This is a genomic window from Klenkia brasiliensis (assembly GCF_900100695.1).
In the GTDB taxonomy this organism is placed as follows: Bacteria; Actinomycetota; Actinomycetes; order Mycobacteriales; family Geodermatophilaceae; genus Klenkia; species Klenkia brasiliensis.
Window position 1 is genome coordinate 610,254 of sequence record NZ_FNCF01000003.1, and the last position, 25,928, is coordinate 636,181.

Genomic DNA, 25,928 nt, shown 5'->3' on the forward strand with positions numbered 1-25,928 from the left:
AGCCGTTCCGGACGTCGACGTGGCTCACCCGACGGGGTGGCGCGACAGCGACCAGGCGAGCACCCAGACCGACCCGACCGTGAGGACCAGCGCGCCGGGGACGTGCGCGGCCATCTGGTGCGAGCTGCCCAGCGCGGCCTGCACGAAGCTCGCCGCGAAGACGGCGACCGCCACCACCGAGGGCCACAGCGGGCCCGCGGTCCGCTGCCGCAGCCAGAGGGCGGCGGCCGCGGCGGCGAGGGCGACGACGTGCAGCGCGATCGCGCCCACGGCGTGCAGGTCGTCGGAGGCAGCCCCGCCGAGCAGCTGGCCGGCGGTGACGAACTGCCAGGCCAGCACCAGCACGGTCGCGGCAGCGGCGACCCGCAGCGCGAGCAGCGGCGTGGCGGTGCCCGGCCGGGTCGCGGTCCGCTCAGTCATCGGACCCGTGCCCGCCCGAGCCGGAGTCGTCGGACCCGGAGTCGTCCGAACCGTGCCCACCCGATCCGCGGCCGCTGGAGTCGTCGGACCCGGAGTCGTCGGAGCCGCGGCCGCCGTGGTCGTCCGGGGTCACCTCCGCGGTGGTCGTGGCGGTGGTCGGGGCGGGCCGGGTGGACGGCGCGGGGGTCACGGCCGGCCGGTCGTCGTCCCCGCCGCGGTCGTCGCTGCCGTCGTCGTCCCCGCCCTCGGCGACGGAGAAGACCGGGCCGCCGGGGCCGCAGGTGGCGGTGACGTGGATCCGGCGGTCCCCGCCCTTCAGTTCCACCGCCCCGGCGGTCGAGGAGTCGTCGACCTCCCAGCCGGGGGCCGGCGCGCTGCCCAGCTGCAGCTCGCCGCCGACGCAGGAGCCGTAGACCGTGCCGCCGTCGGTGACGTACTGGCCGGTGAGGGCGGCCGGCGGCGTGACCTGCGGCGAGGAGGACGTCGTCGAGGGGCTGCTCGTCGACGGCGTGACCGCGGCGGTGGGCAGGGCGGTGGCGGCCGAGGCCGGCACCGGGTCGGCGTCGAGCAGGCCGACGGCGAAGAACCCGAGGCCGACGGCGGCGGTGGCGGCGCCGGCCCAGGCGGTGGCGAGGAGAGGTGTGGTTCGCATGCGGGTCACTCTCCGGTCGGCGGGCTCAAGGCCAGGTTAAGGCTGTGCTGTCCCTGAGCCCGCGGTGCGGGACCGCGCCCGAGTGGTCACCCGGTGCGCCGCCGACGCCCGGCGGCGACCAGGCACCCGGCGCCCAGGGCGACCAGAGCGCCTCCGGTGCCGGCGAGCAGGCCCGAGGGCGTCCCGGTCACTGCGAGTGCGGGGCTCGGGGTCCGTGGTCCGGTGGCACCACCGGGGGCGGGGGGCACCGTCCCGACGACGGGTGGACCGGCCGCCGGGGCGATGACCAGGGAGAGCGCAGCGGTGCTGCTGGATCCCTCGGAGTTGGTGGCCGTGACGGTGAAGGCGGAGGTGCCCGCCGCAGTCGGGGTGCCGCTCAGCCGACCGTCGGAGCCGAGGACGAGACCGACCGGCAGGCTGCCCGAGGTCACGGTGAAGGTGGGGTCGGGGTACCCGGTGGCGATCAGCTGGTAACCGGCGTAGGGGGCGCCTGCCGTGCCGGCGGGTACCGGGCCGGGGGTGCTCACCACGGGCGCTCGTCGCCCCCGTACGGCCACGGCGTGGTCGCTGCCGGCCCCGAGAGCCGAGATGCCGCTGCGGCCGGCCGCGTCACTGACCTCGCCGGCGTTGTCGCGTCCCCAGGCCGTCAGCGTGCCGTCCAGGTGGAGCGCCACGGCGAAGGAGTTGCCGGCCGCCACTGCCTCGACGTCGGTCAGCACGGCGGCCCCGGTGACCACCCCGGTCCCGTCCCACCCCCAGGCGCTCACCGTGCCGTCGGCGTGGAGGGCCAGCCCCTCGACGTACCCGGCAGAGATGGCGACCGCGGGCTGCAGCGACGACGGGACCGCTGTCTGACCGTAGGTGTTGTCGCCCCAGGCCACGACCGAACCGTCATCGCGGAGGGCCATCGACCAGCGGAAGCCGGCCGAGATCGCGGTCACCCCGGCCAGGGACGGCGGGACCGCCGTCTGACCGTAGGTGTTGTCGCCCCACGCCACCACGGTGCCGTCGGACCGCAGTGCCAAGGAGTGGTCGACACCGGCCGCGATGGCCGTCACCCCGGACAGGGACGACGGGACGGTCGACTGGCCCGCCGAGTTCCAGCCCCACGCGATGACCGTGCCGTCGGAGCGCAACGCCATCGAGTGGCTGCCACCGGCCGCGATCGCGACGACCCCGACCGCCGACGCCGGAACCGTCGACTGACCCGACCCGTCGTTGCCCCAGGCGACCACCGTGCCGTCGGAGCGCAACGCCAACGAGTGCGCGCCACCGCCTGCCACGGCGACGGCGTCGGTCAGGCTCGGCGGCGACGCCTGGCCCGCGGAAGACTCGCCCCACGCCTCGACCGGACCCGGCGCGGCGGCCACCGGTACCCCGACGGGGGCGGCCGAAGCCGAGCCCGGGACGAGCCCCCACGCGGCTGCGAGGACGACCAGCACGACCACGACCCGACCACTACGGCCCACCACGCACCCCGGTTCCTGAACTGCCGATTACCGTTCCTGGTCCTCATCGGCAGTGCGGACACCGATCAGGGGCTGGGGGCCCAGCCCAGTGCCGGGCCCAACCGGGTAGCCATGTCGGTGAGGATCTGCACGTAGTCCTCGTGCTCGAAGCTGAACGGCAGCGCGAAGGCGACCTCAATGACCTGCCGGAAGCCGGCGTGGGCGTGCAGCTGCTCGGCGATCTGCTCCGACGTGCCCACGACGTCCGGGGCGAACAGCAGCTTGCCCGGGCCCTGCGGCTCCCGGGTGCGCGGCAGCCGGGCGGCGGCGTAGGCCTCGTACTTCTCCCGCTGCGCGGGCGTGGCGGTGTCGGTCGGGATGACCACCAGGCCCTGGGACACCCGGCCGCCGGGGTTGGCCTCGCAGTAGGCGGCGATCTGCTCGCCCTGGACGGCGGCGAAGTCGGCGCGGTCGGCGCCGGTGACCACGCTGGAGGTGAGCAGGTTCAGGCCCTGCTCGGCGGCCCAGGCGGCCGAGCGCAGGCTGCCGGCGCCGTACCAGACCCGGTCGCGCAGGCCGGGGCTGTGCGGCTGCACCCGGTCGGAGAAGACCTCGATGCCGTGGGTGCCGGCGGTGGCCACGGACTCGCCGCCGACCGCGCGCAGGAAGCGGTGCACCCGCTCGTAGGTGAAGTCCTCGACGTCGGCGGTGTCGGGGTACAGCAGGTCCTTGACGTCATCCCACCGCATGGGCTGCCCGACGCTGATGCCCGGGTTGATCCGCCCGCCCGACAGCAGGTCGACCGTGGCCAGGTCCTCGGCCAGCCGCACCGGGTTCTCCCACGCCAGCGGGGTCACCGCCGTCCCCAGCTCGATGCGCGAGGTGCGCTGGGACGCCGCCGCCATGATCGCGACGGGGCTCGAGACGCCGTACTGCAGGTGCCGGTGGCGCAGCCAGGCGGAGTCGAACCCGAGCTCCTCGCCGAGCTGGATCTGGGTCAGCAGCGCCTCCATCCCCGGTCGTGGGTCGGCGCCGTCGAAGACGCCGATGGTGAGGAAGCCGAGCTTCTGCAGGGGCACGTCAGCGGTGGGCACGCCCCGGTGAACCCCCGCGGGGCCCGCGACGTTCCCGCACCGGACCTCCGGCGCCTCGTCGAGGACCCCGTACGCCTCCGCGTGCGGGGTCCTCGCGCATCGAGCGGCCGGTGGCAGAGGGCTCGGGGCCCATCAGGTCAGCGAGCCCACCGGCGCGCCGTGTGCGACCGGAGTTGCCGACGGCGCCGTGCCGGCCAAGGCGAGGATCCCCGCGACCACGCACTGATCGACCACGCGGCGGAGGGTCCTCCGCCGTCCGCCCCGGCTCCCGGCACCTGATCGCCCTGACGGCATCGACTGCACGACTGTGGTGGTCATCGGGATCCGTTGACCACCACAGCAGTGCGCTCGCGGCGTCCAACGGCTGTCGAGTGTGCAGCGAGCGCCGTCGACGGCGTATCCGCAGGGCCGCAGCTGCACAGTCGACGCCCGGGCAGCCGCGGCCGCCTCCCGCTCGCGCCCCGGGCGGGGTCAGTCGGTGATGGAGGCACGGAAGCGGTAGCGGTCACCGCGGAAGACCTGGGTGGTCCACTCCAGCGCCCGGCCCTGCTGGTTGTAGGTCAGCTGGTCGGCCACCAGCATCGGGACCTCGCCCTCGATCTCCAGCAGCGCCCGCTCCTCGTCGGTGGCGTAGCGCGCCTCGACCGAGTAGTCGGCCACCCGGGGCAGCTGGGGCGGGTCGTTGTCGCGCAGGACGGCGTACAGCGACGCGGCGTGGAAGTCGGTGGTCGCCAGCGCCGGGCACAGGGCCAGCGGCAGCCGGTTGTGCTCCACGGCCACCACCACGTCGTCCAGGAAGCGCAGCCGGCGCATCTCGAACAGCGGCGCGCCCGGTGCGATCTGCAGCCGGTCCGCCTCGGCCACGGTGGCCGCCCGGGTGACCTGGCGCAGCACGGCGCTGCGGGCGGTCAGGCCGCGCTCGGCGGCGTAGTCGGCGAACCCCTGCACGGTGTGGCCGACGTCCTCCCCGACCGGTCCGGTGTCGACCTCGACCTGCCAGCCGCGGGCCGGGGTGACCGACAGCAGACCACGCTCGGCGAGCCCGGCCAGGGCGCTGCGCACCGTCACCCGGCTGACCCGGTAGCGGTCGGCGAGCACGCGCTCACTGGGCAGCCGGTCGCCTGACCTGGCCCGACCGGCGACCAGGTCGGACCACAGCCGGTCCGCGGTCTGCTGCGGCAGCGTGCGACCGCGACGGATCAGGTCGGCCCCGGCTGCACGGTCCATACCAGTTTCATACCAGTTGGGCCAGGATGAGTCCAGTGCATCCGCCCTAGCGTCGGCTCCGTGATCGACACCACGTCCCCCACCACGGCCGCCGTCCTCGACGACCTCGTGCGCGCACAGCACGGCGGGGACGTCCGCGGCATCACCTCCGTCTGCTCCTCCCACCCGTGGGTGCTCGAGGCCGCGCTGCGGCAGGCCGTCGAGGACGACACCGTCGTGCTGGTCGAGGCCACCTCGAACCAGGTCGACCAGCACGGCGGATACACCGGCATGCGGCCGGCCGACTTCCGCGACGCCGTCCTCGACCTCGCCGACACCTGCGGCCTGCCCCGCACCCGGGTGCTGCTGGGCGGTGACCACCTCGGCACCAACCGTTGGCGCTCGTCGGCCCCGGCCGACGCCATGGCGCAGGCCCGCGACCTGGTCGCCGCCTACGTCCGGGCCGGCTTCACCAAGATCCACCTGGACTGCTCCTACCCGTGCGCCGGGGACCCCTCGCCCCTGACCGACGAGCTGGTGTCCGAGCGGGCCGCCGACCTGCTCGCGGTCGCCGAGGCCACCGCCGCCGAGGTGGGCGCGGCGGGCGCGCTGCGCTACGTCGTCGGCACCGAGGTCCCGGTGCCGGGCGGGGCCGACCACGAGCTGCACGACCTCCGGCCCACCGACGCCGACGCCGCCCGGGCCACCCTCGCCGCGCACCGCGCCGCGTTCGCCGCCCGCGGCCTGGACCACGTCTGGCCGCAGGTCATGGCGCTGGTCGTGCAGCCGGGCGTGGAGTTCGACGCCCTGCAGGTCGTGGACTACCGCAGCGACCGGACGGCGGCGCTGCGCGAGGTGCTCGCCGACGAGCCGGCCATGGTCTTCGAGGCGCACTCCACCGACTACCAGACCGTCGAGGCGCTGGGCGCGCTCGTCGCCGACCACTGGGCCGTGCTCAAGGTCGGCCCGTGGTTGACGTTCGCGATGCGCGAGGCGCTCTTCGCGCTCAGCGAGGTGGAGCGCGAGCTGGTGCCCGCCGCCGACCAGGCCCGCCTCCCCGACGTCCTCGAGCAGGTGATGCTCGAGGCGCCCGGCCACTGGCGCGGCTACTACGACGGCGACGAGGCCGCCCAGCACCTGGCCCGCCGCTACTCCTACAGCGACCGCGCCCGCTACTACTGGCCCGACCCCCGCGTCGAGGCCGCGACCGAGCAGCTGATGACCAACCTGCGCGAGCGCACGGTCCCGCTCCCCCTGCTGTCGGCCCACCTGCCCGTGCAGCACGCCCGCGTACGCGCCGGCCGGCTGTCGGCCGACCCCGCCGCCCTGGTCGTGGACGCCGTGCAGGACGTGCTCCGCGGCTACGCCGTCGCCTGCCGCACCCGCACCACCGAGAACTCCGCCGACATCGAGGAGACCCGATGACCACCGTGCTCGACACCCTGCCCGACCTGGAGTCGGCCGGCGCCGGCGCCACCGCCCGCGAGATTGCGCAGCAGCCCGAGCTGTGGGCCGCCGTGGCCGGCATCGTGGCCGACCGCCGCGCCGAGCTCGACGCCTTCCTCCGCCCCCTGCTGGCCCGCCCCGACCTGCGCATCGTGCTCACCGGTGCGGGCACCTCGGCCTTTGCCGGCCAGGTCGTCGCCCCCGCGCTGTCCCGCCGCCTGCACCGGGTCGTCGAGGCGGTCGCCACCACCGACATCGTGTCGGCGCCGCGCGAGTGCTTCGCCGCCGACGTCCCGACCCTGCTGGTGTCCTTCGCGCGCTCGGGCGACAGCCCGGAATCCGTCGCCGCCACGCAGCTGGCCGACCAGTGCCTCACCGAGGTGCACCACCTGGTCGTCACCTGCAACGCCGAGGGCCGGCTGGCTCGCGACCACGCCGCCGCGGTCCGCTCGCTGGTGCTGGGCATGCCGGCCGCGTCCAACGACCGCGGCTTCGCGATGACCTCCAGCTTCACCTGCATGGTGCTGGGCACCTGGCTGGCGCTGGCCGGCGACCTGCCCGGGGACGGCGTGGACCGCCTCGTGTCCGCCGGCCGGCAGGTGGTGGCGCAGGCCGGACCGGTCGCCGACGCACTGGCCGCGACCGGCCCGCGCTCGGTGGTCTACCTGGGCAGCGGCTCGCTGAAGGGCCTGGCCGAGGAGTCCGCCCTCAAGCTGCTGGAGCTGACCACCGGCGCGATCACCGTGACCTCGGACAGCCCGCTGGGCTTCCGGCACGGCCCCAAGGCGGTGCTCGACGCCCGCACCGTCGTGGTGGTCTTCCTGTCCACCGACCGGCACACCCGCGCCTACGACCTCGACCTGGTCCGCGAGCTGCGGGCGCAGCTGGGCGCCGGCCAGGTGCACGTGGTGGACGGCGACGACGTCCCCGACCCCACGACGCCGGGGCCGCGGTTCGCCGTCCCCGGGGTGACCGACCTCGGCGACGTCCTGCTGGCCGTGGCCGCTGCCCCCGTGCCCCAGCTGATCGGGCTGGCCTGCTCGCTGGCCGAGGGCCGGACGCCGGACAACCCCTTCCCCGACGGCGAGGTCAACCGCGTCGTGCAGGGCGTGACCGTGCACCCGCTCGCCGACTGACCCCAGCCCCACCCACGGGCGACGACGACGTCGCCGGAGAGGAGGCACCGTGTTCCTCGGTGTCGACGGAGGCGGTACCAAGACCGCCCTGTGCCTGGTGGACGGGACCGGACAGGTCCTGGCCCGCCGCACCGCGCCGTCCATCTACTACTTCGCGACCGGCCTGGCGCTGGTCGGCGAGGTGCTGATCCCCGCCGTCGCGCAGGTGTGCGCCGACGCCGGGGCCACCCCGGTCGACGTCGAGTTCGCCTTCTTCGGGATGCCCGGCTACGGCGAGGCCAGCGGCGACGTGCCCGCGCTGGACGCCGCGCCGGCCGTCGTCCTCGGGCACGACCGGTACCGCTGCGACAACGACATGGTCGCCGGCTGGGCGGGTTCGCTGGGCGCGGTCGACGGCGTCAACGTCATCAGCGGCACCGGGTCGATGACCTACGGCGAGCGGCTCGGCCGCGGCGCCCGGGTCGGCGGGTGGGGCGAGCTGTTCGGCGACGAGGGCTCCGCGTACTGGATCGCCCGCGAGGGCCTGGCCGCCTTCTCCCGGATGGCGGACGGCCGCACCGAGCCGGGTCCGCTGCTGGACCAGCTGCGCGAGCACCTGGGGCTGACCGCCGACCTGGACCTGGTCGACGTCGTCCTCAACCGGTGGCACGGCGACCGCGGCAAGATCGCCGCGCTGTGCCGGCCGGTGGTCGCCGCGGCCGACGCCGGCGACCGGGTCTGCCTCGGCATCGTCGAGCAGGCCGGTGCCGAGCTCGCGCTGCTGGTGTCGGCGACCCGGTTCCGGCTGGGCTGGCCCGCCGACGAACCGATGCCGGTCTCCTACTCCGGCGGGGCGCTGAACGCCGAGCTGCTGCTCACCGCCTTCTCGCGGCGGTTGGCCGACCTCGGCGACCCGATCGAGCTGCGCCGTCCGCTGCTCGCCCCCGATCTCGGCGCTGCGCTGCACGCCGCCCGGTTGGCCGGCCACCCGGTCGACCCGGACGCCGTGTCGCGGCTGTCCACCCACCCCACCACCGCAGTTGCCTGAGGAGACACCGATGTCGTCCACCACGGCCGGAGCCGGCGTGAGCCGGAGCTGGATCACCTACGCCCTGCTGCTCGTCCTGTCCTGGGGGGTGTGGGGCGCGTTCTCCGGGCTGCCCACCGCGACCTACGGCTACCCCGACGAGATGGTCTACGTCATCTGGGCGTTCACCATGCTCATCCCGGCGTTCTTCGCGCTGCGCGGCAGCACCTGGGACAAGCGGCCGGTCGCCGCGGGCTACGGCCTGGCCATCGGCCTCACCGGCGCCGGCGGGCAGCTGCTGCTGTTCAAGGCGCTGACCATGGGCCCGGCGTACCTGATCTTCCCGCTGATCGCGCTCTCGCCGGCGATCACCGTGCTGCTGGCCGTCGTCCTGCTGCGCGAGCGGCTGAGCCGCCTCGCGGTCGTCGGCGTCGTGCTGGCCCTGGTCGCCGTGGTCATGTTCAGCATCTCCAGCTCCGACGGCACCGAGGGCACCGGTCCGTGGCTGCTGCTGGCGATCCTGATCTGCGTCGCCTGGGGCGTGCAGGCCTTCTTCATGCGCAAGGCGGCGACCGTCGGCGTCAACGACGGCACCACCTTCGGCTGGATGACCATCAGCGGGCTGGTGCTCGTGCCGGTCGCGCTGGTGATGATGGGCGGGCTGCCCTCGGGCGCCCCGTGGCAGGCCCCGACCCTGGCCGCCGGCACCCAGCTGCTCAACGCCGTCGGGGCGCTGTTCCTGGTCATGGCGCTGTCCCGCGGCAAGGCCTCGATCGTCGCGCCGACGACGAACGCGCTGGCCCCGGTGCTGACCATCCTGCTGTCGCTGGCCTTCTACCAGACCCTGCCGTCGGTCCCCGCCGCGATCGGCATCGTGCTGGCGCTGGTCGGCTCCACGCTGATGGTCTACAGCGACGAGAAGCGCGGCGAGTCCGTCTCCGAGGGCGCTGTCGTCCAGGAGCAGGGCGTCGCACCCGGCGCCCGGGTCTGATCCGTGCCGCAGGTCTCCACCGCCGCCCTCGCCCGTGACGCCCGACGTCACGGGCGGGGGCTCGGCGCGTTCAACGTCGTCCACCTCGAGCAGGCCCGTGCCTACGAGGCCGCCGCACGCGACGCCGGGGTGGGCGTCGTGCTGCAGCTGTCGGAGAACGCGGTCCGCCACCACGGCGGGCTCGAGCCCTACGCCGCCGGCGTGCTGGCGCTCGCCCGGGCCTCCGACGTGCCGGTCGCGGTGCACCTGGACCACGCCGAGGACCTCGACCTGGTGCACGCCGCCGTGGGCCTCGGGTTCAGCTCGGTGATGTACGACGGCTCGACGCTGCCCTACGCGGACAACGTGGCCACCACGGCCACCGTGGTCGCGACCTGCCGCGCGGCCGGGGTGGACGTCGAGGCCGAGCTCGGCGAGGTCGGCGGCAAGGACGGCGCGCACGCCCCGACGGCCCGCACCGACCCGGGCGAGGCCGCCGCGTTCGTCGCCGCGACCGGCGTCGACCTGCTGGCGGTGGCGGTCGGCTCGTCGCACGCGATGGCCGACCGCGGTGCCCGGCTGGACGTCGAGCTGGTGGCCCGGCTGGCGGACGCCGTGCCGGTGCCGTTGGTGCTGCACGGGTCGTCCGGGGTGCCCGACGACGGGCTGGTGGCCGCGGTGCGGGCCGGCATCGTGAAGGTCAACGTGGCGACCCACCTGAACCGGGTGTTCACCGCCGAGGTGCGCCGGCTGCTGCAGGCCGACCCCGACCTCGCCGACACCCGCCGCTGGACCGCCGCCGGCGCCCGCGCCGCCGGCACCGAGGCGCAGCGCCTGCTGCAGCTCTACGCCGTGGGCTGACCCCGGGGGGCCGGGCGCCGCGGGCCGGCAAACCCCTGGACCCGGTGACCCACCATGGTCGACGTGCTCCAGGACCTGCTGACCGCCCCGCTCGCCGCCGACCGCCCGGGGACCGTCGAGCTGACCACCGTCGACCAGCTGGGGTCGGCGCACGTCCTGCGGGCCCTGGCCGGGGGTGACCGGCCCTACCACCGCACCGGCGAGCAGCCCGGCGTCCTCGGCTCGACCGAGGGCCTGGTGCCCGCCGACGGCCGCGTGCTGCTGGACTCGGTCGACGACGGCACGCGGACGCTCGTGGTCGAGGTGGACCGCAGCGTCCTGCTGCTGTCCGCACGCCGGCAGCTGACCACGGTCGAGGTGGCGGGCGCGGACCTCGGCGAGGTCACCGCCCTCCTCGAGGCGACGCTGCAGGGGGTGCGGGACTCCCTCGACCACCCGGCCGACCAGGTCCGCATGCGGCTGTGGGCGCACCGCGGGAACTACGCCGAGATGTCGACCCGCTCGGTCGAGGCGCCGGACTGGGCCGAGGTGCGGGGCAACTACGCCGGCACCACCGCGGCGTCCCTGGGCACGCTGCTGGGCACCTCCGACCTGTCCACCCGGGCGGGACGGCTGGTGCTCTGGCACGGCCGGCCCGGGACGGGGAAGACCACGGCGGTGCGCGCGCTGAGCCAGGCCTGGTCGCCGTGGTGCGAGACGCACTACGTGGCCGACCCGGAGAAGCTGTTCGCCGACCCGGGTTACCTGCTGGAGGTCGCCGGGGTGGACGGCGGCGACGAGGAGGAGCTGGACCACCCGTGGCGGCTGGTGGTGGCCGAGGACTGCGACGAGTACCTGCACGCCGACGCCAAGCAGCGGGCGGGCGCGTCGCTGGGCCGGCTGCTGAACCTCTGCGACGGCATCCTCGGCCACGGGCTGCAGGTCGTCGTCCTGCTGACCACCAACGAGGAGGTCGGCCGGCTGCACCCGGCGATCACCCGTCCGGGCCGCTGCCTGGACCGCACCGAGTTCCTGCCGCTGTCGGCCCGGGAGGCGGCGGCCTGGCTCGGCCCGGACACCACCCCGCCCGGCCGGGAGGCGACGCTGGCCGAGCTCTACGCCGTCCGCGAGCAGCGCACCCTGGGGGTCACCGACCACGACACCCCGGGCGGCTACCTGTAGGGCCTGACCCGGCGGGGGTCAGGCGGGGGCGACGACGCGGCGGAGCTCGGCGAGGACGGTGTCGACGACGTCGGGCAGCGGCGGGCCGCCCGGGGTCGCGACCCAGCGCTCGAAGGCCACCCGGAACGCGGCCACCCCGGCCTCGGCGGCCAGCAGCGCCGGCGCCTCGGCGACCCCGCGCTCGACCAGCGCGGCGGCCGACGCGGTGACCAGACCGCTCATCTTGGCCAGCTCCCGCTCGCGCAGCTCGCCCTGCGAGGTGATGACCGCCGTCCGTGCCCGGGCGTGGTCGCCGAGACCGTCGAGCATCCCCGCGCCGGCCCGCAGCCCGGCGGCGAGGACGTCCAGCGGTGGGGCGTCGGCGGGCGCGGCGGCGATGCCGTCGACCACGAGGGTGTCGAGGGCGTGGGTGGCGTCGAAGAGCACCTCGCGCTTGTCGGGGAAGTGCCGGAAGTAGGTGCGCTCGGAGAGGCCGGCGCGGGCGGCGATGTCGGCGGTCGTCGTCCGCTCGTAGCCGTGCTCGACGAACAGCTCCATGGCCGCCTGCTGGAGGCGGCCGCGCGCGTCCGGCTCCCAGCGACCCATGCGCCCGAGACTACTGATGACAGCGACTGACATGGAGTGCTAGCGTCGATGACAGTCGCTGCCATCACTCGTCCGGAGGTCATCCCATGCACGTCCTCGTCACCGGCGCGTCCGGCTGGATCGGTTCCGCCCTCGTCCCCGAGCTGCTGTCCGCGGGGCACCGGGTCACCGGCCTGGCCCGCTCCGACGCCTCCGCCGCCGCGCTCACCGACGCCGGCGCCGACGTCCTGCGCGGCTCCCTCGACGACCTCGACACCCTGCGCCAGGGCGCCCGGGCCGCCGACGGCGTCGTCCACCTCGCCTTCCGCCACGACCTCGCCTTCAGCGGGGCGATGACCGAGGCCGCGCTCGCCGACCGGGCCGTCGTCGACGCGTTCGGCGAGGCCCTGGCCGGCACCGGCAAGCCACTGGTCATCGCGTCGGGGCTGCTCGGCGTCTCCCCCGGCCGGCCGGCCACCGAGGAGGACGGCCTGGTCGCCGAGGACCTGGACTCCGCCCTGCTCAACCACCGGCAGGAGACCGCGCGGGCGACCGTGGCGCTGGCCGACCGGGGCGTGCGCAGCGTCGTCGTCCGGCTCTCCCCCACCGTGCACGGCGCCGGCGACCCGCCCGGGGCGTTCATCTCGACGCTGTCGGCCACCGCCCGCGAGCGGGGCGCCTCCCGCTACGTCGACGACGGCGCGGCGCGCTGGCCCGCCGTGCACCGGGACGACGCCGCCCGGCTGTTCCGGCTGGCCGTGGAGTCCGTGCCGGCGGGGTCGGTGCTGCACGCCGCGGCCGAGGAGGGCGTGGCCACCCGCGACATCGCCGCGGCGCTGGGCGAGCAGCTCGGCGTCCCGGTGGAGTCCGTGCCCGCCGCCGACGCCGTGGACGCGCTGGGCTGGCTGGGCCCGATGCTCGGCCTGGACAGCCCCACCTCCTCGGCCCGCACCCGCGAGCTCACCGGCTGGACGCCCACCGGCCCGACCCTGCTCGAGGACATCCGCGCCGGCCACTACACCCGCTGACCCCTCCGCCTCCGCCCGCTACCTCCACCCGCCGGGGCAAGGGAGCCCTTCCCCCACGCACGGGCCGGATCCGTGCTGGAGGGGATCCCTTGCCCCGGCGGGCCGCGTCAGCCCAGCCAGGTCGCCGGACGGCGAGCCGCCTGCACCACGGCGGCGAGCTGCTCGGCGGACCACACCGGAGGCCGGCCGGCCAGCCATCGCCGGACCCGTGCCCGGTTGACCACCTGGACGTCGGCGGGCTGACGCCGGACGTCGAGCGCGGCCGCGCCCACCGGCACCACGACACCCTGCACGGGGACCGGGAAGCCGACCGCAGCCGAGAGCAGGCGGGCCGCCCGCATCGCTTCGTGCCTGCTGTTCCGGACGTGGTGCTGGTACTGCCCGTTCACCCAGATGCGGTCACCGTCGACCCGGATCCGGGCATCGCGGTGGTGCTTGCTGTTGAGGGTGAAGACGCCGGCCGGACCGAGGACGACGTGGTCGATGTCGGATCCGCGGCTGCCGACCGGCACGCTGTGCAGCACCGTCCACGAGGGTCCGAGCCGAGCCAGCTGGCCGGCGACCAGTTCCTCGCCGCGCGCACCCGCCTGCCACGAGTGCTCCGGTCGCCGGACCCCGAGCAGGCGGGCGAGCACCGAGCGGACGGGACGGCCCGCCATGAGCTCGTCCGCCCGCGCGCGGGCCGCTGCACCAGGCCGCGTCAGCAGCAGGTCACCGGGCACCGGCTGCTCGACGGCCCGGGGCGGGGCGGACGGACGACGACCCGCGACCGCCTCGTCCATCGCCCACTGCGGGATGCGGCCGGTGGGCGATCGCCGCACATCGGCGTCCTGGTTGAGCACCCCCTCTGGTTACCGGAACCGGGACGCCCGGTGAACCAGGTCGCCGCCCCCGCCCACCCGGATGGGCGACCGAGACCGGGCAGGGGAGCCCCTGCACCCGGTGAGGGGCCCGATCACCGGGTGCAGGGCTTCCCCTGCCTCGCGCGAGCGGGCCGGTGGGCCCGGCGGCGGGTCAGGACCAGCGGGGGTCGGGGGGCAGCCGAGGGTTGAGCAGGTGGGCGACCAGCGCCGTCCAGCCGGTCTGGTGGGTGGCGCCGAGGCCCTCGCCGGTGTCGCCGTCGAAGAACTCGCTGAACGTCGGGTGCTCGCGCCACAGCGGGCTGTCGGAGGACTCGATGCGGTCGCCGTCGGCGGGCCGCTTGCCGTCGACCGGGCGGAACAGCGCAGTCAGCCCGTTGTCGATGAGGTCCGCGGCGTCCACCAGGGTGCAGTGGTTGCCCGACCCGGTCGGCAGCTCGATGGTGAACGAGTCGCCGTAGTGCCGGCCCAGCGTGCGCAGCTTGTCGGCCAGCAGCACGTTCACCGGGAACCAGACCGGCCCGCGCCAGTTGGAGTTGCCGCCGAACAGCGCCGTCCGCGACTCCCCCGGCTCGTACTCGATCCGCGCGTCCCGGCCGCCGACCTTGGCGATCACCTCACCGGTGGACTTCGACAGCGACCGGATCCCGTACGGGGACAGGAACTCCTCCGTGTCGAACATGCGGGTCAGGATCCGGCGCAGCCGCTCCTGGTCCACCAGCGACAGCAGCATCTTGCGGCCCTCGGGCGCCGACCGGCTGCGCAGCGGCGACACCAGCTCCGGCCGCCGCCGCTGCAGCCAGCGCAGCCGCTCGGTGACGTCGGGGACCTCTTGGGTGATCCAGTGCGGCACATCGGTGACGCCGAGGATCGGCAGCAGCCCCACCATCGAGCGCACCCGCATCGGCTGCGCGGTGCCGTCCGGGGCGACCAGGACGTCGTAGAAGAAGCCGTCCTCCTCGTCCCACAGCGACACCTCGCTGGAGCCGAAGGAGTTCATCGCCTGCGCGATCGACAGGAAGTGCTCGAGGAACTTCGTCGCCGTCCCGTCCCAGGCCTTGTCGTAGCGGGACAGCTCCAGGGCGATCTTGAACATCTGCTGGCAGTAGAACGCCATCCAGCTCGTCGCGTCCGACTGCTCCAGCCGGTACCCGGGCGGCAGCGGCGCGGACCGGTCGAACAGCGCGATGTTGTCCATCCCGAGGAAGCCGCCCTCGAAGACGTTGGAGCCGTCGGCGTCCTTGCGGTTGACCCACCAGGAGAAGTTGAGCAGCAGCTTGGTGAACACCCGGACCAGGAACTCCCGGTCGCGGTAGCCGTCGATCCGGTAGACGTGCCACGCCGCCCACGCGTGCACCGGCGGGTTGACGTCGCCGAACGCCCACTCGTAGGCGGGCAGCTGGCCGTTGGGGTGCATCGCCCACTCGCGGCACATGAGCACGAGCTGCTCCTTGGCGAAGTCGGGGTCGACGTGCGCCAGGGGGATGGTGTGGAAGGCGGTGTCCCAGGCGGCGAACCAGGGGTACTCCCACTCGTCGGGCATCGAGATGACGTCGGCCAGCGCGACGTGCCGCCAGGTGGTGTTCCGCCGTCCCTTCTTCGCCCGGTCGGCGGGCGCGGGGACGTCGGGGTCGCCGTCCAGCCACTGGGAGACGTCGAAGCGGTACAGCTGCTTGGTCCACAGCAGGCCCGCGTAGGCGCGGCGCGCGACGTGCCGGTCCTCGGCGGACAGGCCGGGGTGGATGACGGTGGAGTAGAACGCGTCGGCCTCAGCCTTGCGCTCAGCGTTCACCGCGTCGAAGGACTCCCCGAACATGCCGTCGTAGGGCTCGTCGGTGGTCAGCCGCAGCTTCACGGTGACGGTCTCGCCTGGGGCGACGGCGTCCCAGCGGTACCAGAACGCGGCCTTGGTGCCGGAGTCGGCGGGGTTGATCCCGCTCTTGTCGCCGTGCACGACGCGCCGGTTGACGCCGTCCTTGGGGTACTTGCTCTCGTTGCGGGCGGCGCCGAACAGCGTGACCTTGTCGGTCTCGTTGTCGCAGCACAGCACGGTCGGGGCGCCTTCGGCGCACAGCCAGTACCGGCCGAGGAACCCGTGCTCGGCCTCGACCGCCTCCAGCCCGGACGCCGTGAGGGTGGGCGCGAGCAGCTGGGTGAGGTGCCCCTGCCGCTTGTCCCCGCCCCAGGACCAGGTGTTGCGGAACCAGGTCTGCGGCAGCAGGTGCAGCGGCGCGGCCTCGGGCCCGTGGTTGGTCGCGGAGACGGTGATGCAGATGTCGTCGTGGTCGGCCTTGGCGTAGGTGACCAGGACGTCGAAGAACCGGTCCTCGTCGAGCACCCCGGTGTCGGCGAGCTCGTACTCCCGCTCCATCCGCGAGCGCTTGGCGTTCTCCTCGCGCAGCTTCGCGTAGGGGTACTCGGCGTGCGGATAGCGGTAGAGCCACTGCACCCAGGAGTGGGTGGGCGTGCCGTCGACGGCCCACCAGTGCTCCTTGGCGTCCTCGCCGTGGTTGCCCTCGCCGTTGGTCAGGCCGAACAGCCGCTCCTTGAGGATCGGGTCCTTGCCGTTCCACAGCGCGACGGAGAAGTTGAGGAAGCCGTACCGGTCGCAGAACCCGCCCAGGCCGTCCTCGCCCCAGCGGTAGGCGCGGGCGACGGCGTGGTCGAAGGGGAACCCGGCCCAGGCGTCGCCGGAGGCGGAGTAGTCCTCGCGCACGGTGCCCCACTGCCGGCCGGCGAGGTAGGGGCCCCACATGCGCCACGGCGAGTTCTGGTCGGTGGACTCGGCCAGCCGGGCGTGCTCGGCGCTGCGGGGGTCGACGGCGTCCTGGGGTCCCGGCGGCGGGGCGACCGGGATGTCCTTGACGCTGGGGACGCGGGGGCGGCTGGGTGGCACGGGGACACAGGCTGCCACGCCCACGTGACGATCGGGTTGACCGGCGCGGTCAGCCGCCGACGGACTCCCGGGTCTCGCCGGCCAGCTCGGCGCGTCCGCGCCCGGCGGCCTTGGCGGCGTAGAGCGCCTGGTCGGCCCGGCGCATGAGCTGGGCAGCGGACTCCCGGGAGCGGTACTGGGCCACGCCGCAGGACATCCCGATGCCCGGGTGCAGGGTGCGCAGCCGGCGCACCAGCTCCAGCGCCCGCGGCCCGGTCCAGCCGGGCAGCAGCAGGGCGAACTCATCACCCCCGTGCCGGGCCAGGACGGCCCCGCCGGGCAGTGCCCGGCGCCAGGTGCGGGCGACCTGCCGGAGCACCTCGTCGCCGGCGGCGTGGCCCCCGGTGTCGTTGACCTCCTTGAAGTGGTCGAGGTCGAGCAGCGCCGCGGACAGGACGGCGCCCGGCCGCACCAGCTCCTGCAGCGCCTCGTCGAAGCCGCGCCGGTTGGCCAGCCGGGTGAGGCCGTCGACGCCGGCCCGGCTGGCCTCGGCGACCAGCCGGCGGGTGACCACGGCGATGGCCACCAGGACGACGTCCAGGGCGACCGCGGTGGCGGGCGGCACGTCGCCGCGGACCAGCAGCGCCGACGTGGTCAGCCCGACGGCGAGGCCGAGCTGGGCCAGCGCGCCGGGCAGCGCGAAGAAGAAGAACGAGTCGACGCCGACGAACAGGACGATGGCGGCGACGACCATCGCGGTGGCCTCCCCGGGCGCGACGAGCGCGGCGAGGGCGATGAGCACGGTGGCCGCGGCGACGGGTGCGTGGAAGAAGCCGCGCGGCGCCCGGGCGCCCCACCGGTGCATGGCCGCACCGCACACGACGGCGGTGGCGGCGAGGGCGAGCAGGACCCCGCGGCGAGCCCAGTCGGGGTCGCTGCCGGGCAGGGCGACCAGCCCGCAGGTGCCACCGAGCACGTAGAACAGGGTGAGGGTCTGCGCCATCACCCGGGGGGTCGCGACCTCGGGCGCACGGTGCCGCCTCATGCGCGCACCGCCGTCGCCAGCTCGACCCGGCCGCGGCCGGCGGCCTTGGCGGCGTAGAGCGCGCCGTCGGCCCGGCGGACCAGCTGGGCGGCGGACTCCCCCGGCTCGTACTGGGCCACCCCGCAGGACAGCCCGATGCCGGCGAGGGCGTCGCACACCCGCCACACCACGACGACGGCCTCCGCGCCGGTGAGGCCCGGCAGCAGGAGGGCGAACTCGTCGCCGCCCTGGCGGGCCAGCACCGCACCGGGCGGCAGCACGCGCAGCGGTTCCTCGGCCATGCGCAGCAGCACCCGGTCCCCGGCCTCGTGGCCGGCGGTGTCGTTGATCTCCTTGAAGTGGTCGAGGTCGAGCAGCGCTACCGACACGGCGCGGTCGCCGCGCACCAGCTGCTGCAGCTGGTCGTCGAAGCTGCGCCGGTTGGGCAGGCCGGTGAGCGGGTCGAGGTCGGCGCCCGAGGCGCGGGCGGCCAGCCGGCGGGTGACGACGGCCAGGGCGACGAGCACGCAGTCCAGCGCGAGGACGGTCCAGACGGGGACGTCGCCGCGCAGCAGCAGCCCACCGTTGCTGCAGACCGCGGCCAGCAGCAGCTGCGCCCGGGCGGCCCGCGGGGTGAAGAAGTAGCAGGAGTCGACGACGGCGAAGGAGGCCAGCCAGGCGATGGCGAGCGCGGTGGGGGCCTGCGGCGGGACCAGCACGGCGACCCCGACGACGACCGTGGCGACGGCCACGAGCGCGTCGAGCAGCCGGCGCGGCACGCGGTCGCGGACCAGCAGCAGGACGGCGGTCCCGATCGTCCCGATGGCGACCGAGACGGCGGCGATGACCCGCCCCACGGTGTCGAGGTCGGCCTCGGAGGCGACGAGCACGCCGAGCAGGGTCCCGGCCGCGTAGAAGACGGCCAGGGTCTCGACCATCACCCGGGGGCTGGACGCCCCCGGCGCCGATCCTGCACTCATGGGTCCGGTGTCGGCGACGCGCCCGCCGGGCTTGACGCGACCTCCCCCGGTCGGGTGGGGCAGGGTGGACGCGTGCACCTGATCGGGATCGACCTCGCCTGGGGGCTCAAGCAGCCCACCGGCATCGCGGTGCTCGACGAGGGCGGGCGGCTGCTGCACGTGTCCGCCGTCCGCACCGACGACGAGGTGCTCGCCGCGCTCGAACCCTTCGCCGCCGGGCCGTGCGTGGTGGCGGTCGACGCCCCGCTGCTGGTGACCAACGCGACCGGCAACCGGCGGGCCGAGCGCGAGCTGAACGCGGACTTCGCGAAGTTCCAGGCCGGCGCGCACCCGACCAACCAGGGCAAGCCGGAGTTCACCGACGGCGACACCCGCGGCGGCCGCCTCGTGCGTCGTCTCGGCCTGGACCTCGACCCGCGCTCGGGCCGGCCGCGGCGGGCGATCGAGGTCTACCCCCACGCGGCGACCGTCGCGCTGTTCCGGTTGGGCCGGACGCTGAAGTACAAGAACAAGCCGGGTCGGACGCTGGACGGCATGCGCGCCGAGCTGCTGGTGCTCATGGGCCACCTGGAGGCGGTGCCGGAGCTGCACCTCGGCGGGGACTGGACGGCGCTGCGCACCGCGGTGGAGACCGCCGGCCGCAAGAGCGAGCTGCGCCGGGTGGAGGACCAGGTGGACGCCGTCGTCTGCGCCTACGTCGCGCTCGTCGCCGTCCGCCGGCCGGAGGACGTGACCATCTACGGGACGGCGGGCGAGGGCTCGATCGTGACGCCCACGCTGCCCGCCGACCTGGTGCCCGGCCCGCCGCCGGCCGCCGCGGTCGACCCCGCACTGCGGGCGATCCAGGACTACGCCGACGGCTACCCGCAGACCGTGCTGGCCGCCGAGCAGGCGCTGGCGCTGGTCACCCAGCTGCTGGACGAGGCCGGCATCAACTACCTGTCCATCGCCGGGCGGGCCAAGACGGTGGCCTCCTACGCGGAGAAGGTGACCCGCGAGGCCGACGGCGTGCGGCTGTACCCGGACCCGGTGCGCGACATCGGCGACACGGTCGGGGTGCGGGTGATCCTCTACGTGCAGAGCGACGTGGTGGCGGTGGCCGAGCTGCTGGCCGACCAGGTGGTGGTGCACGACGACCGCGACATGGGCTCGGTGACCGCGCGGGAGGGCCGCTTCGGGTACGCCAGCCGGCACCTGCAGATCGGTCTGGACGCCGCCCGCGCCGGGGAGTGGCCGGCGCTGGTGGACCGGCGGGTGCAGGTCCAGGTGCGCACGGTGCTGCAGCACGCGTGGGCGGAGTTCGAGCACGACATCCGCTACAAGGGCACGGTGCCCGCCGAGCACGCGTCGGAGTTCGACCGCCGGTTCACCCTGGCCGCCGGGCTGCTGGAGCTGGCCGACCAGGAGTTCACCGCCATCCGCGACCGGCTGCGCTCACCGCTGTCGGTGGAGTCGGAGGACGACGACCCCGACGACCCGCGGATCGCCCCGCGCGAGCTGGCCGCGTTCCTGGCCGGCCAGTACGCCGACGCGGGCTGGTCGCGGCCGGACCACTACGACTGGATCTCCGGCCTGCTGCTGGAGCTGGGCGTGACGTCGCTGGTGGAGCTGGGCGAGGTCCTGCGGTCGGCCGACGAGGGCGGGATCGCTTCCCGCATGGGCTACAAGTACCCGCCCGGTGCGGTGCGGCGGCTGGACGACGCGCTGCTGGCGGGGTTCGGGCAGCGGTACGTGGACCTGCACGGCAATGCCCACCGCCGGGGCGCCCTGGCCGCCCGGTTGGCCAAGATCGCTGGCTGATCCTCCTCGCCCGGAGGGTCTTCCCGGCGGAGCTCGTGCCCTGCCCACCAGGAGTGGGCAGGCCACGACCTCCGCGGACAACTGCCCCCACCGGAGCTCGTGCGCTGAGTCGCCGACCGACTCAGCGCACGACGTCGGGCGGACGAGGTCTCCCGGGCCGTGGCCGGGGCGTCCTGTGACCGGGGTCAGTCGTACGGGTTGGTGAGGACGGCGCGCGCCTCGACAGCGGTGAGCTGGACGGCGGGACCGTCGGTGGTGGTCGTGCCGGCGACCTCGAGCGGGGCGCTGCCGTCGACGGTGAACGTGCCGCCCCAGGTCACCGTCAGGTAGGTGGAGTAGCTGCCGGACGAGTAGTCGTAGGTGACCGTCTGGTCCGGGTAGGGCGCACCGGGGCCGTCGGAGGTGACGACCGCTCCCCCGTCGCCGGTGTGCCAGGTGAACCCCTGCGCGACCGCGGTGATGACGACGGCGAAGCCCCGGATGTCGACGGTGAACACCTGCTGCACGGGCGCGTCGGTGTAGAAGATCGTCGGCAGCCCGACCAGGACGGTCCCACCCGGCGGCTGGACGACGGTCGACAGCTGCGGCAGCGGCAACTGCTGGAAGTACCGGAACACCTCCTCCGGCGTCGGCGCCGGGTTCAAGTCCGTGACGTCCACGCAGCGCGCGCCGACCTGGGCCCAGTTGCCGTTCACCGCGCCGATGTCCGGCCCGTCGGTGACGAGCGCGCGACGGGACACCACGTAGTAGATGACCGTCCGGTCCGGCGGCGCGGCGCAGTCCGGCTGATCCCCGGCGCAGGCGCCGACGTTGGTGTCGTCGGTCTGGCACGGGGTCCGCAGGCGCCACTCAAAGGGAGGCGGCGGTGATCCCTCGGGTGCAGCGTTGCTGGCGTAGTCGATCGCCCCCGGCCGCTCCTCGTAGTAGGACGGGAACAGCGCCCCGCTCCCGATCCCGACGGTGGGGCGGTCGGGGCAGCTCAGATAGACGCAGCCTTCATCGGCCGCTGCCGGCCGCGCGAGCACAACAGCACCCGCTGACAGGACGATGGCCGCCAGTGCGCCGGGCACCGAGCGCATCAGTTGGTCAGGTTCAGCTGGGTAGCGATCCAGGCCTCGCGAACGGAGTCCCACCTAAAGACGACCCCGCCACGAAGCAGGACATCGGGTGACGACCGCACCTCCGCGCCGCTCTGGTCCAAAACACGTGCTGCCGCCTGTTGGACAGAAAACGCCAGATCGGCTGAGGCGCCCGCTACTGCCGCGGAACCGAACGTCGGATCAGCGAGATCGCCTCCCTCGTAGGTGTACCCCATGCTGTCCGCGTTCACGAACCCATCGACAACCTGATCACACGTCTCGCACTCGGTCGCGAGAGACCGGAGCGGTTCCACATCGAGGGCCCCGCGGCCGACCGCTGCCTTCGTTTGGTCGAGTAGGTCCAAGTAGTAGCGAGCCATCGCTTCGGCACCCGCCTGCGTCTGCTCCCGCGCTTCGTCCGGCACCGGGAAGTCAGCCGGCCCGAGCGGCTCCAAGCTGGGTGACGCCGACGTGGACACAGCCGTCGGCAGGGTGTCGTTGGCCGGCTGCGGGTCCGAGCACCCGGCGAGCACCAGCACAGCCGCCGGCACCGCGACCCACGCTCCACGCCGCACAGCTGCCCCCGTACCTCGACGACCGGTCCGCGGGAGTCTATGCAGGTCAACCGCCCGGCGGGACCTGCCTGTGGACGGCTAGCCTCACCCGGTGCGTGATCCGCTGACCTACGACGACCTGCTCGAGCTCGCCGCCCACCGCGACCAGGCCGGTCATCGCGAGGCCGCGGACACCGTCCTGGAGTGGGCCACCGAGGTCCACCCGGACGACGAACCCACCACCGCGGAGCTCCTCGCCGAGGCGGGCTGGCAGTTCGACCTCGCCGGCGACACCGACGCCGCGCTCGAGGTGCTGCGCCGCTCCCAGCTGGCCGGACCCACCACGCCCGACGTCCGCTGCTCGATCGTCGCCGTCCTGCTCGCGGCCGACCGGGTGCAGGAGGCCCGCGACGAGGCCGACGACATCCGGCGGTCGCGGCCCGCGGTCGTCGACTGCGACGCGATGGCCCAGGTGTGGGAGACCGCCGGCGACCTGGACCAGGCACTGCGCTGGTCCTCGATCGGCCTCAACCGCATCGACCTGGACGCCGACGACGAGATCGACGTCGAGGCCTCCACCCAGTTGCTGCAGACGCGCGCCCGCATCCGCGCGGCGCTGGGCCTGCCCCCGGAGTGACCCGGGGGCGGCCACCCGCCGTCCTTACTTCTTGGACTTCTTGGCGGCCTTGCGGGCCTTCTTCGCAGCCTTGCGGGCCTTCTTCGCGGCCTTCTCGGCCTTCTTGCGCTCGCTCTTCGAGCCGCTGTCCTTGATCCGCGCCACCAGCTTCTTCAGCTTGGACTCGGCCTTGCGGACCTTCTTCTTGGCGGTCTTCGCCATGTTCGCGCTCCTCTTCTCGAAGACGTCGTGGAGAGGTCACCCTGCCCGAGGCGTGATCAAGTCATGCACAACGGGCCGGGTGACCTTGTCCACGCACCGCTGACCGCAGGTCAGTCGCCACCGCCCCCGCCACCACCGCCGCCGTCCCCACCTGCGCCGCCGTCGGCGCCCCCGTCGTGGCCACCGTGGTGGCCCGAGTGGTGCCCGGAGTGGTGTCCGTGGTCCGCTCCGCCGTCGGCGTACGAGCCGCCGCCGTCGGACGAGGAGTACGGGCGGCGGGTGGCGGGGCCGCCGGCCCGGCTGCGCTGCTGGTACATCCGGAACAGCACGACCAGGACGACCACGACGAGGACGACGGCGATCAGCTTGCCCATGGCGCACACCTTGGCGGTCGAGCGGCCGGCGCGCCAGCACGGTAGGACAGCACCGTGCTTCCTCCCCTCCTCCTGCTCGACGTCGACGGTGTCCTCAACGCCCTGGACCGCGGCGACGCCCCCGACCGGGTGCGCGGCACGTTCGCCGGCTACCTGCTCTCCTGGGATCCGACCGTCACCCAGCGGCTGGCCGACTGGCACGCCGAGGGCACGGTCGAGCTCCAGTGGCTGACCACCTGGGCGGGCAACGCCGACCTGTTGCTGGCCGAGCCGATGGGCCTGCCGCGGGGGCTGCGGGTGCACGAACGGGCCGACGGCGAGGGTCCCTCGGGCTACACGAGCAGCCTGGGCGGGGCGCCGAACTGGTGGAAGCTGGGCGCCGCGCGGGCGGTGGTCGCCGAGGACCCCACCCGGCGCACTGTCTGGATCGACGACGACCTCGCGCTGCGGGCCGAGGACACCCAGGCGTTCCTCGCCGAGAACCCGCAGGTCTACGTCGTGGCACCCGATCTGGAGACCGGCCTGACCCACGGCCACCTGGACGCGGTGGAGGCCTGGCTGGTCAGCGGGAGCTGAGCCAGTCCTCGAACGTCGGGCCGACCCGGCGGGCGCCGGGCCCGGGCAGCAGGCCGTGCCGCATCCGCCGGCCCTCGACGCCCGGCAGCGGGACGCGCAGCACCAGCCGGCGACGGCGCTGGGCGGTCAGCTCGCGGCGGACCAGGTCGGCGAGCTCGGCGTCCTCCGGCCCGGCGAGGTCGGGCACGCGGCCCTGCGGCGGACCCCCGGCCAGGCGAACGAGCTCGGCGGCGACCTCGGCCGCGGCCACGGTGGCGATGCGCATCGCGGGGACGACGACGAACGGGCCCCTGCCGAGGCGCTGCGCCATCTGGCCAGGGAACTCGTGGAACTGGGTGGCCCGCAGCAGGGTCCAGGGCGCGGGTCCGGCGGCGAGGGCCTGCTCCTGGGCCACCTTGCCGGCGTAGTAGCCGCTGGCCGCGCCGTCGATGCCGACGATCGAGAGCGTCACCAGGTGCCGGGCCAGGGCGGACAGGTGCTCGGTCGTCCGCCGGAACCACCGCTGGGCGACGTCGGTCTGCTGCGTGCTCACGTTGAGCACGTCGACCACCGCGTCGGCCCCGTCGAGGGCGTCGGGGAGACCGGCGCCGGTGGCGACGTCCGTACCCGTCGCCCGGGACAGGGGGACGACGTCGTGGCCGGCGTCGGCCGCCAGCCGCACCACGTGCGCGCCGACGACGCCGGTCGCGCCGGCCACCGCGATCCTCACGCGGCGACGGTAGCGGCAGGGTGCGTCAGCCCCAGCTACCCGCGCGGGCGGCCTCGACGTTGGGGTCCTCGAGCGTGCGGTTCCACCAGCGGGACGACGGCACGGGGGCAGGCAGGGTGGCGGCGAGCTCCTCGTGCAGGCCGTCGCCCTGGTCGTGGTCCTCCCCCGGGTCGGCGCGCCGGGCGGCGGCGAGCCCGGCCTGCACCACCGTCACGGTGAGCCCGACGAGCAGCCACACGGTGGCGATGCCGGCCAGCGGCGGGACGAGCGCGCCGACCAGCAGCGGTGCCACCACGCCCCAGAGCAGGGTGCGGGTGGAGATGGTGTCGTGCGGTCGGTCCACGGGGTGCTCCTGGTGACGGGCGGGTCCCACGTCATCGGGGCCCGCCCGTCAGCGGTTGAGCAGGGGTCACCCGCCCGGGTCAGAACTCCTCGTACCGGGTGGGGTCCTGGTCGTAGGTGCGGCCGTCGGGCCGACCGAGGGCGGTGATCCGGGCGACCTCGTCGTCGGTCAGGGTGAGGTCGCCGGCGGCGAGGTTCTCGGCCTGGCGCTCCGGCGAGGCGGCCTTGGGCAGCGGGAGCGCGCCCAGCGCGATGGACCAGGCGAGCGCGACCTGCGCCGTCGTCGCGTCGTGGGCCTGCGCGACCTCGGTGAGCACGGGGTGCTCGAGCAGGTCGTTGCCGCGGCCGAGCGGGGTCCAGGCCTCGGTGATGATGCCGTGCTGGGCGCCGTAGGCGAGCAGCTCGGCCTGCGGGAAGTAGGGGTGCAGCTCGATCTGGTTGACCTGCGGCAGCTCCCCGGTCTCGGCCTGCAGCCGGTCGAGGTGCTCGGGCTCGAAGTTGCAGACGCCGATGGCCTTGACCAGGCCGCGGTCGCGGGCCTCGATCAGCGCGCCCCAGGCCTCGACGTACTTGTCGACCTTCGGGTTGGGCCAGTGGATGAGGTACAGGTCGAGGACGTCGAGGCCGGTGCGGAACAGGCTCTCCTCGATGGTGGCGATCGCCTCGTCGTGGGCATGGTGCCGGCCGGGGAGCTTCGAGGTGATGATCAGCTCGTCGCGGCGGCCCGACTTCTGCACGGCCCGCCCGACAGCGCCCTCGTTCTCGTAGCTGAAGGCGCTGTCCAGCAGGGTCCAGCCCCCGTCGATCGCCCGCGAGATCGCGTCGACACCGGCCTCGCCGTTGAGCCGGTAGGTGCCGAAGCCGAGCGCGGGGAGGGTGAGGCCGCCGTGGGCGGTGAAGGTCTGCATGTCGACAAGTCAACCGG

27 protein-coding genes are annotated in these 25,928 nt (G+C 74.6%); 10 read left to right on the forward strand and 17 right to left on the reverse strand.

Annotated elements, in window-relative coordinates; translation table 11 throughout:
• Positions 1-24: 24 nt before the first annotated feature.
• The 5 genes from BLT39_RS22450 to BLT39_RS11540 all read right to left on the reverse strand — a co-directional run bounded on the left by BLT39_RS22450 (position 25) and on the right by BLT39_RS11540 (position 4,841).
• The gene (locus tag BLT39_RS22450) at positions 25-420 is read right to left on the reverse strand and encodes a hypothetical protein (RefSeq protein WP_165640249.1); all 396 of its coding nucleotides are present in this window, start codon (positions 418-420) and stop codon (positions 25-27) included.
• The gene (locus BLT39_RS11525) at positions 413-1,072 is read right to left on the reverse strand and encodes a hypothetical protein (RefSeq protein WP_131801472.1); all 660 of its coding nucleotides are present in this window, start codon (positions 1,070-1,072) and stop codon (positions 413-415) included. Before BLT39_RS11525 ends, BLT39_RS22450 begins: the two co-directional genes overlap by 8 nt.
• A gap of 86 nt (positions 1,073-1,158) precedes the next feature.
• The gene (locus BLT39_RS11530; protein ID WP_165640250.1) at positions 1,159-2,520 is read right to left on the reverse strand and encodes a putative Ig domain-containing protein; all 1,362 of its coding nucleotides are present in this window, start codon (positions 2,518-2,520) and stop codon (positions 1,159-1,161) included.
• 86 nt (positions 2,521-2,606) lie between these two features.
• On the reverse strand, positions 2,607-3,614 hold the full coding sequence (locus tag BLT39_RS11535; protein WP_091062798.1) for an LLM class flavin-dependent oxidoreductase: 1,008 nt from the start codon (positions 3,612-3,614) through the stop codon (positions 2,607-2,609).
• 471 nt (positions 3,615-4,085) lie between these two features.
• Complete coding sequence (locus tag BLT39_RS11540; protein ID WP_091062800.1) at positions 4,086-4,841, reverse strand: GntR family transcriptional regulator; 756 nt, start codon at positions 4,839-4,841, stop codon at positions 4,086-4,088.
• A 60-nt stretch (positions 4,842-4,901) separates the two neighbouring features.
• Between BLT39_RS11540 and BLT39_RS11545 the strand changes: the two genes are divergently transcribed.
• From BLT39_RS11545 to BLT39_RS11570, 6 genes are all read left to right on the forward strand, one after another.
• Positions 4,902-6,245 carry a D-tagatose-bisphosphate aldolase, class II, non-catalytic subunit gene (locus BLT39_RS11545; protein WP_242658329.1) on the forward strand — a complete coding sequence of 448 codons (1,344 nt, stop codon included), beginning with the start codon at positions 4,902-4,904 and terminating at the stop codon, positions 6,243-6,245.
• Positions 6,242-7,402, forward strand: coding sequence for an SIS domain-containing protein (locus BLT39_RS11550; protein ID WP_091062802.1), 1,161 nt, complete (start codon positions 6,242-6,244; stop codon positions 7,400-7,402). Before BLT39_RS11545 ends, BLT39_RS11550 begins: the two co-directional genes overlap by 4 nt.
• A 49-nt stretch (positions 7,403-7,451) precedes the next feature.
• The gene (locus BLT39_RS11555) at positions 7,452-8,429 is read left to right on the forward strand and encodes an N-acetylglucosamine kinase (RefSeq protein ID WP_091062804.1); all 978 of its coding nucleotides are present in this window, start codon (positions 7,452-7,454) and stop codon (positions 8,427-8,429) included.
• 37 nt (positions 8,430-8,466) lie between these two features.
• Positions 8,467-9,399 carry a DMT family transporter gene (locus BLT39_RS11560; protein ID WP_207507874.1) on the forward strand — a complete coding sequence of 311 codons (933 nt, stop codon included), beginning with the start codon at positions 8,467-8,469 and terminating at the stop codon, positions 9,397-9,399.
• Between the two features lie 3 nt (positions 9,400-9,402).
• Positions 9,403-10,239, forward strand: a complete 837-nt coding sequence (locus BLT39_RS11565; protein WP_091062808.1) for a class II fructose-bisphosphate aldolase — start codon at positions 9,403-9,405, stop codon at positions 10,237-10,239.
• 63 nt (positions 10,240-10,302) lie between these two features.
• Entirely contained in the window at positions 10,303-11,400 is a 1,098-nt protein-coding gene (locus tag BLT39_RS11570; protein WP_242658330.1) for a DUF5925 domain-containing protein, read from the forward strand.
• 18 nt (positions 11,401-11,418) lie between these two features.
• Here BLT39_RS11570 and BLT39_RS11575 read toward each other — a convergent pair whose 3' ends face one another.
• Entirely contained in the window at positions 11,419-11,985 is a 567-nt protein-coding gene (locus BLT39_RS11575) for a TetR/AcrR family transcriptional regulator (protein WP_091062812.1), read from the reverse strand.
• Positions 11,986-12,071: 86 nt separating this feature from the next.
• Here BLT39_RS11575 and BLT39_RS11580 point away from each other — a divergent pair, with 86 nt between their 5' ends.
• The gene (locus tag BLT39_RS11580; protein WP_091062814.1) at positions 12,072-12,992 is read left to right on the forward strand and encodes an SDR family oxidoreductase; all 921 of its coding nucleotides are present in this window, start codon (positions 12,072-12,074) and stop codon (positions 12,990-12,992) included.
• A 107-nt stretch (positions 12,993-13,099) separates the two neighbouring features.
• On the opposite strand, the gene BLT39_RS11585 is transcribed toward BLT39_RS11580, so the two are convergent.
• The 4 genes from BLT39_RS11585 to BLT39_RS11600 all read right to left on the reverse strand — a co-directional run bounded on the left by BLT39_RS11585 (position 13,100) and on the right by BLT39_RS11600 (position 18,731).
• The gene (locus BLT39_RS11585; protein ID WP_207507876.1) at positions 13,100-13,834 is read right to left on the reverse strand and encodes a nuclease-related domain-containing protein; all 735 of its coding nucleotides are present in this window, start codon (positions 13,832-13,834) and stop codon (positions 13,100-13,102) included.
• A gap of 172 nt (positions 13,835-14,006) precedes the next feature.
• Entirely contained in the window at positions 14,007-16,748 is a 2,742-nt protein-coding gene (locus BLT39_RS11590) for an MGH1-like glycoside hydrolase domain-containing protein (RefSeq protein WP_242658331.1), read from the reverse strand.
• 49 nt (positions 16,749-16,797) lie between these two features.
• On the reverse strand, positions 16,798-17,772 hold the full coding sequence (locus BLT39_RS11595) for a GGDEF domain-containing protein (protein WP_131801473.1): 975 nt from the start codon (positions 17,770-17,772) through the stop codon (positions 16,798-16,800).
• Positions 17,769-18,731: a GGDEF domain-containing protein gene (locus BLT39_RS11600; protein WP_131801474.1), complete on the reverse strand. Its 963-nt coding sequence runs from the start codon at positions 18,729-18,731 to the stop codon at positions 17,769-17,771. Before BLT39_RS11600 ends, BLT39_RS11595 begins: the two co-directional genes overlap by 4 nt.
• A 72-nt stretch (positions 18,732-18,803) precedes the next feature.
• Here BLT39_RS11600 and BLT39_RS11605 point away from each other — a divergent pair, with 72 nt between their 5' ends.
• The gene (locus tag BLT39_RS11605; protein WP_091062820.1) at positions 18,804-20,531 is read left to right on the forward strand and encodes a DUF429 domain-containing protein; all 1,728 of its coding nucleotides are present in this window, start codon (positions 18,804-18,806) and stop codon (positions 20,529-20,531) included.
• 185 nt (positions 20,532-20,716) lie between these two features.
• Here BLT39_RS11605 and BLT39_RS22455 read toward each other — a convergent pair whose 3' ends face one another.
• Complete coding sequence (locus tag BLT39_RS22455; RefSeq protein WP_165640251.1) at positions 20,717-21,610, reverse strand: hypothetical protein; 894 nt, start codon at positions 21,608-21,610, stop codon at positions 20,717-20,719.
• Positions 21,610-22,149, reverse strand: a complete 540-nt coding sequence (locus BLT39_RS22460) for a hypothetical protein (RefSeq protein ID WP_091062824.1) — start codon at positions 22,147-22,149, stop codon at positions 21,610-21,612. The genes BLT39_RS22455 and BLT39_RS22460 overlap by 1 nt, the downstream gene beginning before the upstream one ends.
• Before the next feature lie 127 nt (positions 22,150-22,276).
• On the opposite strand from BLT39_RS22460, the gene BLT39_RS11620 reads away from it, so the two are divergent.
• A complete protein-coding gene (locus BLT39_RS11620; RefSeq protein ID WP_091062826.1) occupies positions 22,277-22,801 on the forward strand; it encodes a tetratricopeptide repeat protein in 525 nt (174 codons plus the stop codon).
• 24 nt (positions 22,802-22,825) lie between these two features.
• On the opposite strand, the gene BLT39_RS21840 is transcribed toward BLT39_RS11620, so the two are convergent.
• Both BLT39_RS21840 and BLT39_RS11625 read right to left on the reverse strand, forming a co-directional pair.
• Positions 22,826-23,002, reverse strand: a complete 177-nt coding sequence (locus tag BLT39_RS21840; RefSeq protein ID WP_207507878.1) for a hypothetical protein — start codon at positions 23,000-23,002, stop codon at positions 22,826-22,828.
• Between the two features lie 110 nt (positions 23,003-23,112).
• A complete protein-coding gene (locus tag BLT39_RS11625) occupies positions 23,113-23,376 on the reverse strand; it encodes a hypothetical protein (RefSeq protein ID WP_091062828.1) in 264 nt (87 codons plus the stop codon).
• Positions 23,377-23,430: 54 nt separating this feature from the next.
• Between BLT39_RS11625 and BLT39_RS11630 the strand changes: the two genes are divergently transcribed.
• On the forward strand, positions 23,431-23,952 hold the full coding sequence (locus BLT39_RS11630) for an HAD domain-containing protein (protein ID WP_091062830.1): 522 nt from the start codon (positions 23,431-23,433) through the stop codon (positions 23,950-23,952).
• Here BLT39_RS11630 and BLT39_RS11635 read toward each other — a convergent pair.
• The 3 genes from BLT39_RS11635 to BLT39_RS11645 all read right to left on the reverse strand — a co-directional run bounded on the left by BLT39_RS11635 (position 23,939) and on the right by BLT39_RS11645 (position 25,911).
• Positions 23,939-24,661, reverse strand: coding sequence for an SDR family oxidoreductase (locus BLT39_RS11635; RefSeq protein ID WP_091062832.1), 723 nt, complete (start codon positions 24,659-24,661; stop codon positions 23,939-23,941). The two genes, BLT39_RS11630 and BLT39_RS11635, sit on opposite strands and share 14 nt — an antisense overlap.
• Positions 24,662-24,686: 25 nt before the next feature.
• A complete protein-coding gene (locus tag BLT39_RS11640; RefSeq protein ID WP_091062833.1) occupies positions 24,687-25,004 on the reverse strand; it encodes a hypothetical protein in 318 nt (105 codons plus the stop codon).
• Between the two features lie 79 nt (positions 25,005-25,083).
• The gene (locus tag BLT39_RS11645; RefSeq protein WP_091062835.1) at positions 25,084-25,911 is read right to left on the reverse strand and encodes an aldo/keto reductase; all 828 of its coding nucleotides are present in this window, start codon (positions 25,909-25,911) and stop codon (positions 25,084-25,086) included.
• Positions 25,912-25,928: the final 17 nt, after the last annotated feature.